15 protein-coding genes and 1 pseudogene are annotated in these 17,299 nt (G+C 66.7%); 9 read left to right on the top strand and 7 right to left on the bottom strand.

Annotated features, from left to right (window positions below):
- Positions 1-11: 11 nt before the first annotated feature.
- From V4F39_RS18355 to V4F39_RS18340, 4 genes are all read right to left on the bottom strand, one after another.
- A complete protein-coding gene (locus tag V4F39_RS18355) occupies positions 12-995 on the bottom strand; it encodes a phosphodiester glycosidase family protein (RefSeq protein ID WP_332291222.1) in 984 nt (327 codons plus the stop codon).
- 221 nt (positions 996-1,216) lie between these two features.
- Positions 1,217-2,134: a universal stress protein gene (locus V4F39_RS18350; protein ID WP_332291220.1), complete on the bottom strand. Its 918-nt coding sequence runs from the start codon at positions 2,132-2,134 to the stop codon at positions 1,217-1,219.
- Between the two features lie 319 nt (positions 2,135-2,453).
- Positions 2,454-3,449 carry an NAD(P)H-quinone oxidoreductase gene (locus V4F39_RS18345; RefSeq protein WP_332291218.1) on the bottom strand — a complete coding sequence of 332 codons (996 nt, stop codon included), beginning with the start codon at positions 3,447-3,449 and terminating at the stop codon, positions 2,454-2,456.
- 14 nt (positions 3,450-3,463) lie between these two features.
- Complete coding sequence (locus V4F39_RS18340; RefSeq protein ID WP_332291568.1) at positions 3,464-4,078, bottom strand: Bug family tripartite tricarboxylate transporter substrate binding protein; 615 nt, start codon at positions 4,076-4,078, stop codon at positions 3,464-3,466.
- Between the two features lie 14 nt (positions 4,079-4,092).
- Here V4F39_RS18340 and V4F39_RS18335 point away from each other — a divergent pair, with 14 nt between their 5' ends.
- The 8 genes and pseudogenes from V4F39_RS18335 (at position 4,093) to V4F39_RS18300 (ending at position 14,101) form a co-directional block, all read left to right on the top strand.
- Positions 4,093-4,470 carry an aldehyde dehydrogenase family protein gene (locus V4F39_RS18335; protein ID WP_332291567.1) on the top strand — a complete coding sequence of 126 codons (378 nt, stop codon included), beginning with the start codon at positions 4,093-4,095 and terminating at the stop codon, positions 4,468-4,470.
- A gap of 61 nt (positions 4,471-4,531) precedes the next feature.
- A complete protein-coding gene (locus tag V4F39_RS18330) occupies positions 4,532-5,461 on the top strand; it encodes a LysR family transcriptional regulator (protein ID WP_332291216.1) in 930 nt (309 codons plus the stop codon).
- Positions 5,462-5,561: 100 nt separating this feature from the next.
- Positions 5,562-6,427, top strand: a pseudogene (locus V4F39_RS18325) (restriction endonuclease).
- A gap of 262 nt (positions 6,428-6,689) precedes the next feature.
- On the top strand, positions 6,690-8,303 hold the full coding sequence (locus tag V4F39_RS18320) for an ATP-dependent nuclease (protein WP_332291212.1): 1,614 nt from the start codon (positions 6,690-6,692) through the stop codon (positions 8,301-8,303).
- Positions 8,296-8,916 (top strand): UvrD-helicase domain-containing protein, encoded by a 621-nt coding sequence (locus tag V4F39_RS18315; RefSeq protein WP_332291210.1) that lies wholly within the window; start codon positions 8,296-8,298, stop codon positions 8,914-8,916. The genes V4F39_RS18320 and V4F39_RS18315 overlap by 8 nt, the downstream gene beginning before the upstream one ends.
- Complete coding sequence (locus V4F39_RS18310) at positions 8,889-9,692, top strand: ATP-binding domain-containing protein (RefSeq protein WP_332291208.1); 804 nt, start codon at positions 8,889-8,891, stop codon at positions 9,690-9,692. The genes V4F39_RS18315 and V4F39_RS18310 overlap by 28 nt, the downstream gene beginning before the upstream one ends.
- Positions 9,693-10,134: 442 nt before the next feature.
- On the top strand, positions 10,135-12,708 hold the full coding sequence (locus V4F39_RS18305) for a hypothetical protein (RefSeq protein WP_332291206.1): 2,574 nt from the start codon (positions 10,135-10,137) through the stop codon (positions 12,706-12,708).
- Entirely contained in the window at positions 12,680-14,101 is a 1,422-nt protein-coding gene (locus V4F39_RS18300) for a hypothetical protein (RefSeq protein ID WP_332291204.1), read from the top strand. Before V4F39_RS18305 ends, V4F39_RS18300 begins: the two co-directional genes overlap by 29 nt.
- 260 nt (positions 14,102-14,361) lie before the next feature.
- Here V4F39_RS18300 and V4F39_RS18295 read toward each other — a convergent pair.
- Positions 14,362-15,542, bottom strand: a protein-coding gene (locus tag V4F39_RS18295) for an IS3 family transposase (protein ID WP_332291203.1) whose coding sequence is annotated in 2 segments (ribosomal slippage) — positions 14,362-15,254 and positions 15,254-15,542 — 1,182 coding nt in all. Because the reading frame shifts where the segments join, the coding sequence is not laid out codon by codon here.
- 74 nt (positions 15,543-15,616) lie between these two features.
- Here V4F39_RS18295 and V4F39_RS18290 point away from each other — a divergent pair.
- Entirely contained in the window at positions 15,617-15,820 is a 204-nt protein-coding gene (locus V4F39_RS18290) for a CcdB family protein (protein ID WP_378234993.1), read from the top strand.
- A 36-nt stretch (positions 15,821-15,856) separates the two neighbouring features.
- Here the strand turns inward: V4F39_RS18290 and V4F39_RS18285 are convergent, their stop codons facing one another.
- Both V4F39_RS18285 and V4F39_RS18280 read right to left on the bottom strand, forming a co-directional pair.
- On the bottom strand, positions 15,857-16,537 hold the full coding sequence (locus tag V4F39_RS18285; RefSeq protein WP_332291202.1) for a ChrR family anti-sigma-E factor: 681 nt from the start codon (positions 16,535-16,537) through the stop codon (positions 15,857-15,859).
- Positions 16,534-17,232, bottom strand: coding sequence for a sigma-70 family RNA polymerase sigma factor (locus V4F39_RS18280; RefSeq protein WP_332291200.1), 699 nt, complete (start codon positions 17,230-17,232; stop codon positions 16,534-16,536). Before V4F39_RS18280 ends, V4F39_RS18285 begins: the two co-directional genes overlap by 4 nt.
- Positions 17,233-17,299 lie beyond the last annotated feature (67 nt).

The raw sequence follows: 17,299 nt of genomic DNA, 5'->3' as shown, positions 1-17,299 counted from the left end.
GGCGGTCGGGCTCAACGCATGCGGCGGCCGCGCGTGGCCGCGGCCAGCACCAGCAGGCCGATGGCCAGCATCAGGTAGGTGGACGGCTCGGGCACCGGCAGCGCCGCGGCATACACGCCGAGGTGGTTGCCGTTGAAGCGCGGCGCGCCGGCCGAGAGGCGGTTGAGGTACTGCGCATCGCCGTCGGCATCGGCCATCACCATGCTGGTGGAGCCGCCGCCGTCGAGGTTGAGGCCTTGGTAGGCGCCCAGCGCGAGCAGCCAGCTGGCGGTCTCGTACAGCGTGGCGCCCTCGCTGTAGCCGGGCTGGCGGCCGTCGATCGTCATCAGCAGCAGGAAGGAGCCGTCGGCGGAGATGCCCACCGCGGTACGCGGGTTCTGCGCCGACCAGCTGTCGGCCGGCGCGAGGCTCACCGCGATCTCGCCGGCATTCACCAGCACCGGGCCGCCGGAGACGGCGCTGTAGAACAAGGAGACGTCGCTGCCCGGCGCCACATGGGTGATGGCGGCGCGGTTGTCCTGCGTGATCACCAGCGAATCCGCGGTGCCGCCGGGCGGGATGCTGTTGTAGTCGGCCGGCGAGACGACCTGGCCCTCGCTGATGGCCAGGCCCGTCAGGTCCTTGGGCTGGGTGGCGGCGGCGCAGCAGGGGCTGAAGAAGTTGGCGTTGACGGCCACCTGCAGGTCGTGCTGCTCCAGGAAGGCGCCGGTGGTCTGGCTCTGCGTGTCGCCCGCCAGCGTGCCGTTGCCCGGCGTGGTCATGAAGCGGATGCCGGGATCGGTGAGGTCGATGCGCATGGCGTTGACCGCCAGGCGGCGCAGGCCGGCTTCGCCGGGGTACTGCACATCGGTCTCGTAGGCGGTCAGGTAGTCGATGCCCTGGAACACGGGCGTCCAGTCGCCCAGGACCTTGGCCGCCTGGGCCAGGCCGGCGCCCAGCGACAGCGCCAGGGTGACGGCGGCCATGCCGGCGCCGCGCAGCAATGTGATCTTCATCGTCGTTCTCTTCGGAGTGCCTTGCAGGCCGGCCCCCCTGGCCGGCCGAGAAGCGCACTCTAGGAACGGCGGATGACGGGCGAATGGGCGCCGGCGCCGCCCGAGGGGGCCGAACGGACCATGGGGGGCGCGGGCGCCAGCCACCGGCCCCAGGGCGCACAACTGCCTGCCCCGGCGCTGCGCCCCGGACTTCAAAACGATCTGCATGCCTTGGCCGCCGCTCACTCCGAGGCCGCATGCAGCGCCAGGCGCTGGCGGGCCGCGCGCGCGCTGGGGGCGGGGGTGGGCAGCCACAGCACGTCGCAGGCCACCCGGTCGGCCAGCTGCCGGCCCAGGCTGGGCCGCGCCAGATCGGCCCACCACGCCCGCCGCGGCTTGGTCACCACCACCAGCGACGCGCCGCTGCGCTGCTGCTCGCCCACGAGCTGCGGCAGCGCCGGGCCGCGCAGCACCACGGCCCGTGCGGCCGGCAGCTCGGCGCGGCCCAGCTGGTCGGCCAGCGCCGCCCGGGCGCGCAGCACGGCGGTGTCCATCCACGCGTGGATGGCGGGCAGCGGCAGGTCGGCCGCCGCCAGGTGCCGCTGGATCGCCGGATCGAGCACGTGGCAGGCGAGCAGCGCCTCGGGCCGGCAGAACCACTGCGCCGCACGCAGCACCGGCCCGGCCGTCTCGAGGTCGGCATCGACGACCGCCAGCACGCGGCGGTGCACCGTGCCCGAGGGACGGCGTGCGATGAACACCGGCGTGCCCGCCTGCCGCAGCACCCGCTCGGCCAGGCCGCCGTGCAGCCAGCCGGCCAGGCGCAGGCCCGCCGGCTCGCCCGGCACGACGACGAGGCCCGCGCCGCGCGCATGGGCGCGCCAGGCCGCGGCTTCGTCTTCATGCGTGCCCACCACCACCTCCGGCCGCAGGCCGATCGAGGCTGCGATCTCATCGGCCAGGTGCGACAGCTCGGCGCGCGCCCGCTCGAACGGCGCGGCCGAGCCCGGGCCGAACAGCGGATGCCGGTACGGCAGCTCCACCAGGGCCAGCAGCCGCAACGCGGCGCCCTGGGCCCACGCCACGCGCGCGGCCCGCCAGGCGGCGTGGATGCCCGCGGGAGAAAGATCGACGACGGCCAGAACCTGCCGCAAGCTCATGCAACGCTCCTTCGGCGCACACACCGTGCGCACGCAGTGATCACCCCCCGGCGCAGGCGCGCCAGGGCCTCGGGACGGAGGGCCCGGAGATCAGCAGCAGGGAAGGAGGGAAGAAGCTTCGAAGTGCGGACCGCCGGGCTCAGGAATGGCCGGCGGTGCGGCGCGGGGCAGCGGGCTGGGAAGCCGCGTGGCCCGCGCGGCCTGCGGTGGGGGCAGGCGCGCAGAGGTGGAAGGGGCGAAGCATGGGGGCGAGTCTAGGCCGGAAGGGGGCCGCGGGGGCTGATGCCCCCAGGGTGTCTGCCAGATTGCGCGGGCCACGCTACGCCGCGGCCGGCGCCGGCTGCAGCAGGATCTTGCCGACGCTCTCGCCCGTCTCCATCCGCCGGTGCGCCGCTGCGGCGTCGGCGAGGGGGTAGGTGCTGTCGATCACGGGCCGGATCGCACCGCTGCCCAAAGCCCCGAGCCATCGCTGCGCAAACCGCTGGACCATGGCCTGCTTGACCTCCGGCGGGCGCGACTTCATCACCGTGCCGAAGATCTGCAGGTGGCGGTAGAGCAGCAGGTCGATCGGCAGCGCGGCGCCTTGTGCCCCGCCCAGCAGGCCGACCACCACCATGCGCCCGCCCACCGCCAGCGAACGCACGTTGCGCTCCAGGTACGGCGCGCCGATGAAGTCGATCACCACGTCCGCGCCCTGGCCGTCCGTCTTGCCGGCCACGACCGCGTGGAAGTCCTCGCTGCGGTAGTCGATGACCTCGTCCGCCCCGAAGCCGCGGACGGCCTCGCGCTTGTCGCCGCCGGTGGTGGCGAACACCCGGGCCCCCGCGGCATGCGCCAGTTGCACCGCGGCCGAGCCCACGCCGCCGGCTGCCGCATGGATGAGCACCGATTCCCCGGCCTGCAGGCGGGCCAGGTGGAACAGGGCCTCGTGCGCCGTGACGAACACCTCGGCCACCGCGCCGGCATCGTGCAGCGAGAGGCCGGCCGGCACGTGCATCGCCATGCGGTGATCGATGCGCGAGAGCTCGGCGTACGCGCCGCCGCCCACGATGCCCATGACGCGGTCGCCCACGGCGAAGCCGCGCACCTGCGACCCCACCTCCACCACCGTGCCGGCGATCTCCAGGCCCATGATGTCCGAGTCGCCGAAGTAGGCCCGGCCGTAGGCGCCCTTGCGGTGCGAGATGTCGGCGCGGTTGACGCCGATCGAGGCGTTGCGCACCAGCAGGTCATCGGGCCGGGCTGCCGGGCTGGCGACCTCGCGGGCCACCAGCACTTCAGGTCCGCCGAAGTCGTCGAAGACGATGGCTTGCATCCTGTATTCCCCTGTCATTCCAGCGTGATGTTGAGGCCCTTGACCGCATCGGCCCAGGCCTTGTCCTGCTGCACCAGGAACTGCCGGAACTGCTGCGGGCTGCCGGTGTCGGGCTGCATGCCCAGCTGTTCCATCCGCTGGCGCACCGCGCGGTCGGCAAAGGCCTGCACGGCGGCCTTGTTGAGCTTGTCGACCTGGGCGGCAGGCAGGCCGCGCGGGCCGAAGAAGCCGAACCAGCCCTGCACGCCGAAGCCCGGGTACCCGGCCTCGGCCACGGTCGGCACGTCCGGCGGCACCGGCACGCGGTTCGGCCCCGTGATCGCCAGCACCTTGATGCGCTTGCCGGCGTGGTACGTCATGGTGGTGGCCAGCGAGGTCTCGAACGAGAGGTCGACATGGCTGGCGAGCAGGTCTTGCATCGCCGGCGCGGCGCCCTTGTAGGGCACGTGGACCATGTCGACCTTGACCGCCTTCGCGAGGATCTCCGCCGTCAGGTGCGGGATGGAACCCGGCCCCACGGTGGCATAGGTGACCTTGCCGGGGTGCGCCTTGGCGTGCTTGACCAGCTCCGCGAAGCTGTTGAACGGCGTGTCGGGCGCCGCGATCAGGGCGCCGGGCGTGTTGACCAGGTTGCGACGAGGCGCTGGCCGAGGCGAACCGCCTACCCTACGGCCTGGCGGCCTACGCCTTCACCGAATCGGCGCGCACCGCGGTGCGTGTGGGCAACGAGCTCGAAGCGGGGATGATCCGCATCAACCACGCCCAGATGATCGTCTGCGAGCTGCCGTTCGGCGGCATCAAGGACAGCGGCCATGGGTCCGAAGGCGGGCCGAAGGCATCCAGAGCTACCTCAGCACCAAGTTGCCGCCGGCACCCGCGCGGTTGTGAGGACGGCCGACTTGTCGCGGCCGGTGCCGTCGATCCACTCGCCGTCGATGAAGAGATGGAGCGTGTCGAATTGCGGGGGCATTTGATCTCCTTTGCCTTGCATGCTCAAATCGATGAAGCAGGGGCATCGTAGGGAGGCCTCTCCTGAGGAAAAATCCTCACGCACGCGAAACGTTTTTGCGGAGAACGCAAATATGAGCCAAGCCCGGACGATGGAGAACCTGGAGGTTTTCGTCGACACGGTGCGTGCCGGCTCGTTCTCCGCGGTGGCGCGGCGCAGGGGGGTGGCCGTCTCGTCGGTGGCGCGGCAGATCGACGCGCTGGAGCAGGAGCTGAACGCATCGCTTTTCACGCGCTCGACGCGCGCGCTGCGGCCTACCGATGCGGGCGAGATGCTGTTCCGCCGCGCCGTGCAGATCCTGAGCGACCTGGCCGACGCGCGCAGCGAAGTCAGCTCCTTCGAGGTGGCGGTGGAGGGCGTGCTGCGCGTGAGCTGCCTGCCCACCTTCGGCCGCCGCTACGTGGTGCCTTGCCTGGCGCCGCTGTTCCAGGCCCACCCGGGCCTGAGCGTCGACCTGGACCTGACGGAGCGGCTGGCCGACCCGGCCACGGAGCGGCTCGACTTGGCGATCCGCTTCGGCCCGCTGCCCGACAGCGCGCTCATCAGCAGCAAGCTGGCCGACCAGGCCTACGTGGTGTGCGCGGCACCGGCCTACCTGCGGCAGCACGGCCCGGTGCCGACGCTGGAGGCGCTGGCGGGCCACCGGCTCATCGACAAGCGCCGCAGCCAGAGCCCGCTGGGTTGGCGCGAGGTGCTGGGAGACGACCTGCTGCACTACGGCCGTTGTGTGTTCGAGGCGGACGACTTCGACGCCCAGCGGCAGGCGGCCGTGGCCGGCGCCGGCATCGTGCGACTGCCGGATTGGGTGGTGGGGCACGACATCGGCCAAGGTGCGCTGGTGGAACTGCAGCCGCAAGGGCTGCCACCGCCCAAGGTGACGGGCATCCAGCTCGTGCGGGCGCTGCCGCGCCCCAGCGCACGCCTGAAAGCCTTTGTCGACGCGTTGACCGCGTTTGTCGGCAAGCCGGCGAGCTGGCAACGCGCGATGCGCGGCGAGCCCTGACCACGCCCAAGGCGGCGGCCGCCGGGCCGCGTCACTATTTACCAGCAGCGCCGCGGAGATCCGCGGTTACAACGCGTCACGTTGCAGTGAAGGTAAGTGCATGGCCCGAAGAAGGAGCAGCCTGGCCGAGGACGTGATGGACAGGGTCGCCCGCCTGCCGTGGTGGCTGGGCGTGCTGCTGGCCATCGTGAGCCACCTGCTGCTGCGCCCCCTGGCGCAGCGGCCTCTGCCGCCATACACGCCCGGCACATCGATCGCGATGCCGGCGATGGTGCAGGGCCTGGCCGCGGCCGGCCAGATCGCGCTACCCCTACTCTGCCTGGCGGGCGCCGGCGTTTCGGCCTGGCGGCGCCGACAGCGCCGCGGGCTTGCACGCGATGCGGCCCAGCGGCCCGCCATGGACGCCGTGAACGGCATGAGCTGGCGCGAGTTCGAGCTGCTGGTGGGCGAGGCCTTCAGGCAGCAGGGCTACCGGGTCGCCGAGACCGGCGGCGGCGGGCCAGACGGCGGCGTCGACCTGCTGCTCGCCAAGCCCGGCGCAAACGGCAGCGAAAAGTACCTCGTGCAGTGCAAGCACTGGCGCGCCTGGAAGGTGGGCGTGGGGGTGGTGCGCGAGCTGTACGGCGTGATGGCGGCGACCGGCGCGGCGGGTGGGTATGTGGTGACGGCGGGGCGGTTCACGGACGAGGCGGTGAGGTTTGCGGAGGGGCGGAATGTGGTGTTGGTGGAGGGGGCGGAGTTGGTGCGGATGATCCGCGGGGCGCGCAGCGGCGGGTCGGGTTGACGGGGGTGGTCGGGCTGGGGAGGCTGGAGCCGGAGGTCGGGATGCCATCGGAGGTGCCAGCGTGTCCGGTGTGCGCTCAGCCCATGGTTCGGCGGGTGGCGCGGCGTGGGAGCAGGGCGGGTGCGGAGTTTTGGGGCTGCAGCGGGTTTCCGATATGTCGTGGGGTGAGGCGGCAATATTAGTAAATCGTGCGAGGTCGACTCGCCAGCCTGCGACTGACCAATTAGAACGAGTGAATACGAATAATGGAAATGGACCGCTGCGCGAGATTGGATACCATTCTTAAGCTGGAAAACAAAGGTCAACCCGGCGCGCATTGAAAGGGAGCGCATGCAAATCAGGCAGCTCAAGGTCTCGAACTTCCGAGGCGTTTCCGCTCTGGACTGGAAGCCAGGCTCCCCTTTCTGTTGCCTGATTGGCGCGGGAGACTCAGGCAAGTCCACGTTGCTCGACGCCGTGGAGGCCGCCCTTTCCTCGCGCTGGTTCTCGTTCAGCGAGCCGGACTTCCTGAACTGCGACACCTCCAACTCCATCGTCATCGAGGCGACGGTCGGCGAGCTGTCCAGGGCCCTCAAGTCCGATGAGCGCCTAGGCCTCTACATCCGGGGGTGGACGACGGCTGGCGAGCTGCGCGACGAGCCGGTGGATACCGATGAGCCTGTCTTGACCGTTCGCCTCACCGTCGACGCAACCATGGAGCCAGCCTGGGAGCTGGTGTGCGACCGATTCGAAGATCCACGCACCCTGTCGAACCGCGACCGCGCTTTGTTCGGGCTAGTCCGGCTCGCTGGAGAAGACGCCCGCCACCTTGCTTGGGGGCAAGGCTCGGTGTTGGCGCGGCTGACCGGCGATAACAAGGAAGCCGCGGCGCGCCTAGCGGAGGCCTACCGTGCAGCCCGAGCGAGCGCGAACCTGGGAGAGATCGAATCGCTGGCCGACGCGGCGGCTTTGGCCGAGCGCTTCGCCAAGGGGCTTGGCGCCTACGTCGAGGGCGCATACGAACCGGGGTTGGAGCTGGGGCGTTCGGGACTGTCCTCCGGCTCGATCGCTCTGCATGACAGCGGCGTGCCGCTTCGGCTGGCCGGGCTGGGCACTCGGCGCCTGGCGACTCTCGCGATCCAGAAATCCGCGGTCGCTGAGGGCGCCATCGTGTTGATCGACGAGATCGAGCACGGACTCGAACCGCACCGGATCATCGGGTCGATCGCCCAGCTCAAGGCCGACCAAGCCAATGCGCTTGAGCAGCGCAAGCCCACCGGCCAGATCCTGATGACGACGCATTCGGATGTCGCTTTGGGAGAGGCCGGTGCGGAGAGCCTGCGGGTAGTTCAAACCGCTCGGCCGGGCCGCGCGACGTTGATCGGCCGCCCGTGCTCGCTCGATGCCATCCGGCCGTTGATGCGCTTCACGCCCCGGGCGTTGTTCGCCCGACGCATTCTCGTGTCCGAGGGAAACACGGAACTTGGCATGCTGCTGGGACTGCGCGAGGGCTGGCCAGCGCGTCATGGAGGTCGGCCCATCGAACAATTGGGAGCGGCGATCGCCGATGGCAACGGGGAGCAAGCCAGTTCGCTGGCTCTAGCATTAGCAGGGCTAGGCTATCCGACGGCCATGTTCCGGGATTCCGACACCGTCCTCGCGCCGGCAACGGTTGCCGCGCTAGCGGCAGCAGGCGTCCCCGTCTTCGAATACGGCGGCAGCCTGAACACTGAGCAAGCGATCTTCACCGCCGCAAGCGACGAACTCGTTCAGGCGCTTCTCGTCTATGCGCGGGAAGAGCGTGGCGATGCCGTCGTCGACGACAACCTGAACATTCGCATGCCGGATCTTGGCCTTGAGCTTATTCGCGGAGATTTTGGTAATTGGTTCCTCCTGTCCGAGCTGAATGACGCGCAGCTTCGCGAGGCTGTTGCGGAAGTCGCTGCCCGCAAGAAGTGGTTCAAGGATCAACGTATCGGACGAGGGCTTGCCCCGCTTGTCGCTCGGGTTGCGGCGGCAAACGCAGCGTCTCCGCTGGCGACCACGCTGGGCCAAGTCGAAGCGTGGCTGTATGCCTAACGCGGCAGAACTGATTGGGCTCGGGAATGCGGCCGTCGTCGCTCCCGCGGGCCACGGCAAGACCGAAATCATCGCTAACGTGGCAGCTTTGGGCCGCCGCGCCTTGATCCTGACGCACACGCATGCTGGCGTCCACGCGATCCGCTCAAGGCTGAAGCGCCTCGGCATCCCCCACGCCCAAGTAGCGGTCGACACCATCGCCGGCTGGTGCATGCGCTACGCCCATGCCTTCCCTGGCGTGGCCCAGCCGCCTGATGGCATGCCGCAGACCGGCGAGCAATGGAATCAGCTCTATCGCGGCGCGGCGTGGGCGTTGCGCGTCCAGGCAATCCGCGAGGTCGTCGCGTCCTCCTACGACCGCATCCTGATCGACGAGTATCAAGACTGCCATGGCTTGCAGCACGAGCTCGCGGTCGCGCTCTCCAGCATCGTTCCCACGCTAATCTTCGGCGACCCGATGCAGGGGATCTTCGAGTTCGCCGGAGCGACGTTGAGTTGGGACGGTGAAATCCATCCAGGCTTCCCACTCGCGGGAACGCTCGAAACACCTCACCGCTGGGCCGGCAAGAATCCTGAGCTAGGGCAATGGATCGCGAGACGCGCGAGAAGCTGATGCGCGGCGAGGCTATCGACCTGGCCGACCCTCGTGTTGGCTACCGCGAATCCGACGACGCCTTCGACATGGGCACGCTGTTTGAAGGCATTGATGGCAAAGAAGGAAGTTTCGCCGCCATCCATTGCAACAAGACCATCTGCTATCGACTCGCGAAGGCAGCAAATGGTGGATACCAGGCAATCGAAGAAGTGGCGGCCAACCGACTGCGAGAATTCGCGTCCGCTTGGGATCGCGCTGCCGACGGCCGCGCTCGAGTCCAAGCCTTCCTTGCTCTCAGCGAGGACTGCTTTCACAAGAAGACGCTCGGCGGCGGGGGGATCCCTGATCCGGAAGACGCCGTGGTTCAGCAAGCGATGAGGGACTTGATCCCAGATGTTGGCGAAGGCAACGGAGCAGAAGCCGTAGTTCAGTTGTTCTCCCTGGCTCGCAAGCGCCCGCAATGGAGGCTCTACCGCAACGAGCTCTGGCGGGACGCCGAACGGGCGGCCAATGAGGTCGCCACAGGCCGCGCTGAGACGATGGCGGCGGCCACTCTCAGCGTCCGCCATCGCGTGAGCAACTCGGGCCGAAAGATGCCGAAGCGCACCGTCTCGACACCGCTCCTCTTGAAAGGGCTGGAATTCGACCATGTCGTCATCCCCGACGCGACCCACTTCGGCAACGAACGACAAGCCCAAGCGAAGCTCTTCTACGTCGCGATTTCCAGGGCTACGCGAACGCTGACGATCGCGTCGTCACAGCGGTTCGTTCAGTTCAACGCGCCGGATTTGTGATCGGCCTACTTGTGGGCAATCGACACAGTCAGTCTTCAATCGAAGCGTGCGAGGGTCTATGTACTTAGGAATCTGCAACAACGGTCAGCTTTAAATCGGTGTTCACAGCTGTGCAGCGGTAGCTGACTTCACCTGTGCGGAACGCGGCGTCCACAAGCGGTAGTTCGACGCCTGAGTTCAGCAGATGGCTAAGCCGTCCGCTGCGTGTCGCGCACCCGTCATCCTAAGTGGCCATCACAGCAGGAGCGCTGCTGGCCGAGCCGATGTCGGCATGCGTCGCTGACGTCCCTCGCGGCGCGCCGATTTGGGTTTTAACCGAGGATCACGGCCCTATGGCGGCGGTAAGCTCGTCTTCAAACCAAAGAATTTGAACAGCGGGGTTCCGCGCATGCGGAGTTTCGCTCGACGGGGCGCTCGCGCAGCGATCAGGAGTTCGGACGGCATGGACGAAGCTAGATATGGTCAGATGATCAGGGACGGCGAGCGGAACAAGGAGGTTGCGGAGCTCATCCACAACTGGTGCTCTCACGCGCGCGTGAGCAACCAGGGCGGAGTTGGCTTGATTGCTCAGCAAACTGGATTGCCCATTGGTCACTTCGCCATGGAGTGCGACTTCGCCCCAGCCAGCGGCTTCGCCGGCTGGTACCTGGAATCGTGTGCCCTCGACTTTCACGACCGCAACTGCGCGCATTGCGACAAGCGCCAAGCGGTACGCATGCCGAATCTCTCCATCCTGGTAGGTCAACGCGACCGCAAGGCAATCCGCCAGCAGGAGGAGGCTGATCGTGCTGAGGCGGAACTACAAGCGGCTCTTGAGGCACGGAAAAAGCAACGAGAGGCCCTACGCGTCGGTCAGAACGCAGCAGTTCGAGCCCTGCTCGACGATCTGGACACCCTCGACGCCACACACGCCGACGACGCGAAGACACGAGTCGTCGAAACGGTGCGGCTCGCTCCCGAAGTCCTAACGCCATCGCTCACTGACTACTTTTTTGAGTTGACCGCATCCCCGGAGGCTGGATGCCAAGACGTGGCTCTACAGGCTCTGAAGTATGCAAAAGCTGATCCGACCCGCCTTGCGGATGCAGCGCTGCGGTGCCTAGCGAAACGCGCCGCGGTTCAAACTGCTGCTTACATCGTGATGGAGACGCCTGAGCTAGCAGATGAACTGACAATGGAGGCGGCAGCTCCAGCGCTGATTCGCCTCGCACGAGCCCCTCGCTCCGAGTTTGGCCATGGCGAGCGGGTCTTCCATCCCGATCCCTTGAAGGCCGTTTTTGCAGTCTGGCCAGAGGCCGTTTGTCGCGCAATTCAGCGCCTGCTCGATTCACGGAGCTCCTATGCCATTCGGATGGGAACCGCCGGGCTCAAGGTTCTCTCTGTGCAAGCTCCGGATCTCCTAGACCGGTTCTCACGCTCGCTTGTGACCAAGCTGACGCGTGCGCATCTATTGATCGACGACAGCGATGCCGACCGAGAAAGGCGGATGGTGTGCAGCGATCTGCAACGTGCAATTGCTGCTGCCCTCCGCCATGCGCCTTCTGAGACCGACAAATTGATCGCCACCTATTTCGAAGGAGCGACAGCGGAGGGTGAAGCTCACCTCGTGAGGGCATATGGCGAAATCTTCAGGACCAGCCGCACCGATGAAGAAGCGTTGGATGGCGACGTTGCTGCCACCGCTCTGAAGCGGTTCGTAGCGTGGTCGAGCACTTCGAAGAATTTCACTGTGCTGACCGAAATCACTCAAACGCTGAGGTCATACAGCGAAGAGACCGCTCAGTCTGTTGATGACGTGTTGGACATTGCACTGGGCGCAGCTGCCGTCATGGACGCCCGTCTCGAAGCGTTTGACGCCGAGCGATCGCTCAGCAAGCCGGAAAACTTCCTCGAAGTGCTGGAAGCTCAAAACTCTCGAACAGCGCTCTATTACTCACGAGAAGTGTTCGCGGCGATAGCGGCGACCGCAGCCAGCAGGAGTCCGGCTGCGGCCGAGTCATACGTCGACTTCTTGTCAAAGATTGACGGCGGCCGTGACACCCTGATCGCGGTCCTTTTGGAGGAGTCAAGCAAGCTCGTCGCAACACCAGAAGGTTTGCGTCTCGTCTTGCCTGAGCTTTACACGGCCCTGGTAGGTACCTCAACGTTGGTGCGTGCAAGTGCTGCCGAGACGTTGGGACGCGCCGGAAGAAAGCGCTCCGACGATCTCCCGCAACTGGTTCTTGAGGCATTCATCCTGCTTCTGGAAGACCAGTACGTGATCGTCCACAAGGCTGCAGCGAAGGCGCTTGAGAGCATCTCGCTCACTGGTGCTCTGGAGCAGCGAGCCGGCAGGGCACTCCTGATGCTTTTGGGCATCTATGGCAATAAGGGAAAAGTTGAGAGTTTCCTGTTGGATTGGATGCAGCTGTACTTCCGTCGGTACGCGACTGACGATGCATCCCGTGCAAATCTGGCCCGGTGGTGCCTGAAAGTCCTGATGGATGTCTCGATCCACTTGCACCTCAGAGACCTCACTTCAATCTCCAAGTATCTGAAGGACCAGCCGACCTTTGTTGACTTGGTGATCAGGGCTTTGGAAGATCCACAGGTCAGCGACCATGGACAGGAGGACGTCATCCGATTGCTGTACTCGATACCTGATACCGAGGTGAGCAGGCGATCCGCGGATCTCAGCAGCCTATCGGTGCGCCGGGCGGATCGCGGCTGGTACGTGGGCGCCGTCGTTGAAGTCCTCACGCGCGTCGGGGCTTGGGATGAAGCCGTCGAGGCCATTGAATCTTCTTGGGAGGCGATCCCCGATACCGTTCCCATGAGGCGCATGAAGTGGTCCAGGCGGCTCCACGTTGTGGCGGTGCAGTTCGAGGCCGCCGTTGCTGCAGGAGATCTGTCTCGGCAGGATGCGCTGAAGGCAGAGTGGGAAGGCCTCTATCAATTGTTGAAGGAAGACCAAGAGGAATATGCAGAGAGACGCAATCCTTTCCCAGGTGTTTTTCGCCCGAATCCAGGCAGTTGAGGCGCTCCGCAAGCTCGGCGGAGGCGAAGTCTTCAGCGCAGAGCTTCTACGCCAAATCTGCACCGAGTTGGATGACGCGTCTCTCAGGTATGGGCGCGCTTCGACCGCAACGCTCTACGGCGCGTTTGCGGCGCTCTTGCGCATCGTGCTTTCTCTGGCGGAGTGGCGGCAAGCAGTTCTCGACGCAGCTCCAGACGGTGATCGGTTCCTGCGCAGTGCAGTGGAGCGCCATCGTCTTTGGCTCAAAGAGTTTGGTGAGAAAGACGTCGCCAAGAGCCTCGTGGATGCGTCAGCCTTATTGCAGTCCGTCGCCACCATCGCCGATTTCGAGTCGATCTGCAAAACGCTGGCTGGCATCCCGTTGCCGATCGGTGTGTTCTCTGAGGAGCGCCTACGCATTCCGGCCGGGCCGAAACAAGTTGAAGAGCGCCCACGGCCTACGGAGCTCTCGGTAGCTTTCGTGAAGTTCCAGCTTGGTGGCCAACCAGCGGCCAACATTCACCACTTGGTTCCGCGCGAATTGCATGACATGGAGATCGAGGTCAGAGTCTCTCGATGGCCAGAAGGTGCCACTCATCTGGTGCTGACACCGATCTCGGCAGAGCCCAGGAGCACCTACGAGCTCTCCGAGTTCACGTTCACGAAGCCGTCCACGGAGCCGCCGTACACGCTCATCCAGACGGGTCGTGCGGCTCTCCAGATCGCACAAGGATTGAAATCGAGGCCTTTCGAGTTCAAGTACACGGCGGCATTCCAACCTGCCAGCGCAGAGCAGCCCGTTGCTGTCGTCGGCCACCGCACGCTCTTGGTGGAGGGTTTCGACATACGGGCCAACTCGATCACAGGCTATCAGCCTGTCGACGAGAAAATCCTGTTGATCCGCGATCTGCTGCGACGGGAAGGCTGGGCGAATGCCCAGGAGCTCTCGGACATCCTTGAGCTACTGACCAGTCTGGGCAATCTTGCTGGGAGAGCAGTTCAAGACGCCGTGTTCGATGGCGCGTGGGGCGAGAAGGAATTCCAAGCCTACGTTCGAAGAGACCTTCGCCAGTCGCCCCGTATCGGGTCGGACTTGGAAGAGCACGCCGCGGCCGCAGGGGGCTTCACTGACTTGAGCCTTCGCGGAATCACGATCGAGCTCAAGGAGACGGATAAGCGGATCAAGCAGATGGAAGACTGCCGCAAATATGTCGAGCAAGCTGCCAGCTACGCGGTGGCCAAAGGCAGGCGCGTAGCTTTGTTATGCATTCTGGATACCAGCGCCAAAAATTCTGCGCCTTGGTCGGCGGCCGACGGCATCGACGTTTTGATGTCAGCACCGCCAGCCAACGTGGCGGTCATCACGCTCGTCATCCAGGGGAACATCACTCGTCCGAGCAAGCTGTCCCGTTGAGGCCTTAGTCGCCTCGCTGGTTGTCAGAAGCGCACGAGGTCGTCAGTCAAGTTCCGGGGCCGAATTGGCAGTGCTTCGCAGGTTCTTGCTCGAGCCGCAGCTTTCCTTGGAGACCTTGAAACTGACCACATCGAGCAGGGAGCCGAGATGCCGCAAAGGTCGCGGTAGGGACGGAGATTGCTCCCCGCCCCCCGCACAGATCCGTACGTGCGGAACTACCGCATATACGGTGACCCTGTCTTGTTTCCACGTACATCAAGTCACGCAGCCAAGCGGGCGTTCTCCCATGTGACGGGAGCAAGGAAGCCGTTGGCTGAGTGCAAGCGTCGTCGGTTGTACCAGCCCTCGATCCAATCGACGATGTCCAGCCTGGCCTGTGCCCGCGTGTCATAACGCTGCTGGTGGATGCGCTCGACCTTCAGCGTCTTGAAGAAGCTCTCCATCGGCGCGTTGTCCCAGGCATTTGCCTTCCTGCTCATCGACATCGTGATGCCCAGCTTGCCGACCAATGCCCTGTAGCGCCCACTGGCATATTGCGACCCGCGGTCGGTGTGTACCAGCAAGCCACGGCCCGGCTTGCGCTGCCACCACGCCGATTGCAGCGCCGTACACACCAGCGCAGCGTCGATGGTCTCGGACATCGACCAGCCCACGATACGCCGGCCCGCGAGATCGATCACCGCCGCCAGGTACAGCCAGCCCTGGCCGGTGGGCACGTAGGTGATGTCCGCGACCCAGGCTTGATCGGGGCCCCACCCGTCGAAACGCCGATCCAGCAGGTGGGGCGCCACCGGCAGACCATGGCCGGAGTCGGTGGTCACCACGAAGGGCCTCTTGTACACCGGCCGCAAACCCTGGCGCTGCAGGCTCTTGCGAACCCGCTCGGCACCGACGTTCTCGCCTTGTTGCCGCAGGGATTGAAGGATCCGCGGACGTCCGTAGCTGCGGCCGCTGCCCTGATGGATGGCTGCCACCTTGGCATCCAGGCTCTTGTCGGCCAGTGCCCTGGCGCTGGGTGGGCGCACGCGCCACTGGCAGTACCCGCTGCGTGACACCTGCAGCACCCGGCACAACCGGCTGACGGCGTACTGGTCGCGATGCTTGTCGATCCAGGCGTACTTCATCGCGACCCCTTGGCAAAGTACGCCGTTGCTTTTCGCAGGATTTCTACATCCTGCTTCGCTTCGGCCAGCTCCCGGCGCAGGCGGCTGTTCTCCGCCTCCAGTTCACTGACGGGTCGGCGCACCGGGCCTTCTGAGACCACCGGTACCCCTCCAGCAACGCTCGACGCGCTACCTCGCCTCGACCAGTTGCCCAACGTGGCAACCGGAACACCCAGCCGGCGTGCCGCCTCGTGTGCGCCCACCGACGCCGCAAGCCTGATCGCCTCGACCTTGAACTCTTCCGTGTACTGCCTCTTGGGCAGCCTGCCTTCTTTCATCTCGATTCTCCGTACCTCTGAAGTTATCAACTTCTTGCTGTACGTGAAATCGGGACAGGGTCACTCGGCTGACCTTGCCGCTGGCGGTGCCCGACGTTGCGATCAACGCGCCCACGGCGCTGTGCCCTGTCATCACGGTCAAAGGCCAGCGGCTGCATGCGCTGGCGCACTGCGCCGCGCCGTTGCCTGCCAAGCTCTTGAAGCGGCCGGTCGACAACGTGGCCGCGCAGGCCAGCGCGCTGGTGTCCGCGATGGACGCCGTGTTGTCGAAGATGTAGTCCGGCAACGGGTCGTCAGGGCGGCGGCCCCGCGCCCTACATCCCGACCGCGGCCCCCAGCCAGCGCGCCAGGAAGTTGTCGAACACCACCTTGCCCTGCACCGAGGCGAGGCAGATGCATTCGCTGCCGGCCTGCACCACGGGCTGGTGGTGGATGCTGCCGTCGGCCTCGTCGAAATCGCCGGGGCCGAACAGCGCCCGGCCGTCGTCGAAGCGGCCGTACAGCACCTGGGTGAGTTCCGAGTTGCTGTGCGTGTGCGTGGCCAGGCACTTGCCGGCGCCGATGCGCAGCAGGAAGACGTTGGCCGCCGGGTCGTGCGGCAGCGTCACGCGGCTCCAGCGCATGCCCGGCCCCAGCCAGCGCCAGCGTGAGACCACGCAGCCGGCCAGGCTGCTCGGCCAGGGCGTGCCGGCCGGCAGGTCGGGCCAGCCGCCCGGCGCCGCGGTGGCCGCGGGGGCCGGGGCAGGCGCCGCGGCGGTGCGCCGCGGCGCCGTGCCGTCGATGCGCGCCATCGTGCGCGCCAGCGCCTCCGGCGCCAGGTGGGCGGGCTCCAGCGTCTCCAGCATCGCGCCGCCCAGCGCCTCGAAGGTGCAGAGCCGGGCGCGGCAATGCGCGCAGCCTTCGGCATGGGCGCCGACAACCAGCGCATGGCCGGCCTGCAGCGTGCCGGCCGCATGGGCCAGCAGCAGTTCGTCGCCGGGGTGGTGGTGGATCATGGTTCGAACCGGTCGAGCAGGCGGCGCAGCTGCTTCACCGCCAGCCGGATGCGTGATTTGACGGTGCCCAGCGGGATCTGCAGCTCGCCCGCGATCCACGCATGCGGCTGGCCCTCGAAGAACGACAGCCGCAGCAGCTGCGCCTGCTCGCTGGGCAGCTGTGCCAGCGCCTGCCGCACGCCGTGCTCCCGCTCGCGGGCGCCCACCTGCTCGTCGAGCGCCGGCAGGGGGCAGGGGGTTTGCGGCTCGAGGCCGGGGGCATCGGCTTCGTCGGCGGCAGGGGCCGCGGTGGCCGCGATGCCCTCGGCCAGCGCGCCGCCCTGGCGGCGGTGGTGGTCGATGCGCAGGTTGCGCGCGATGGTGAAGATCCAGGTCGAGACCTGCGCTCGCGCCGGATCGAAGGACGCCGCCTTGCGCCACACGCTGACCATCGTTTCCTGCGCCAGCTCCTCGGCCAGCGCCTCGGCGCTGCCCGAGCGCATCAGGTAGGCCTTGACGCGCGGCGCGAAATGCTTGAACAGCGCCGCGAACGCCTGCCGGTCCCCGTGGGTGGCGACGGCGCTCGCCAGTTCGTTCAGTTCATCGCTCTTCGGCATCGCTCCCCGCCCTTGCTGCAGCGTGACGACCGACAACCGGGACATGCGCGCCGCAGGGGTGCGCCGTACCGGTGCCGCGTGGCGTCGTGCGATGTCCATGCTGCTTCTACGTACCGCGCGGCGGATTGGATCACAGCACCGCCCGCGTGATCCAAAGCGCGCGGCG

Origin of the sequence: Aquincola agrisoli, assembly GCF_036621135.1 — a bacterium.
In the GTDB taxonomy this organism is placed as follows: domain Bacteria; phylum Pseudomonadota; class Gammaproteobacteria; order Burkholderiales; family Burkholderiaceae_C; genus Aquincola; species Aquincola agrisoli.
The sequence above is the reverse complement of the archived record's forward strand: the minus strand, read 5'-3'. Positions and strand labels throughout refer to the sequence as shown.

What these genes read in the sequence shown, in the direction of transcription:
- V4F39_RS18305 (WP_332291206.1), top strand. Translation starts at nt 10,135, where the DNA reads ATGGACGAAGCTAGATATGGTCAGATGATCAGGGACGGCGAGCGGAAC.
- V4F39_RS18310 (WP_332291208.1), top strand. Translation starts at nt 8,889, where the DNA reads ATGGATCGCGAGACGCGCGAGAAGCTGATGCGCGGCGAGGCTATCGAC.
- V4F39_RS18315 (WP_332291210.1), top strand. Translation starts at nt 8,296, where the DNA reads ATGCCTAACGCGGCAGAACTGATTGGGCTCGGGAATGCGGCCGTCGTC.
- V4F39_RS18350 (WP_332291220.1), bottom strand. Translation starts at nt 2,134, where the DNA reads ATGAGCTTGCGGCAGGTTCTGGCCGTCGTCGATCTTTCTCCCGCGGGC.
- V4F39_RS18355 (WP_332291222.1), bottom strand. Translation starts at nt 995, where the DNA reads ATGAAGATCACATTGCTGCGCGGCGCCGGCATGGCCGCCGTCACCCTG.
- V4F39_RS18280 (WP_332291200.1), bottom strand. Translation starts at nt 17,232, where the DNA reads ATGGACATCGCACGACGCCACGCGGCACCGGTACGGCGCACCCCTGCG.
- V4F39_RS18285 (WP_332291202.1), bottom strand. Translation starts at nt 16,537, where the DNA reads ATGATCCACCACCACCCCGGCGACGAACTGCTGCTGGCCCATGCGGCC.
- V4F39_RS18330 (WP_332291216.1), top strand. Translation starts at nt 4,532, where the DNA reads ATGAGCCAAGCCCGGACGATGGAGAACCTGGAGGTTTTCGTCGACACG.
- V4F39_RS18345 (WP_332291218.1), bottom strand. Translation starts at nt 3,449, where the DNA reads ATGCAAGCCATCGTCTTCGACGACTTCGGCGGACCTGAAGTGCTGGTG.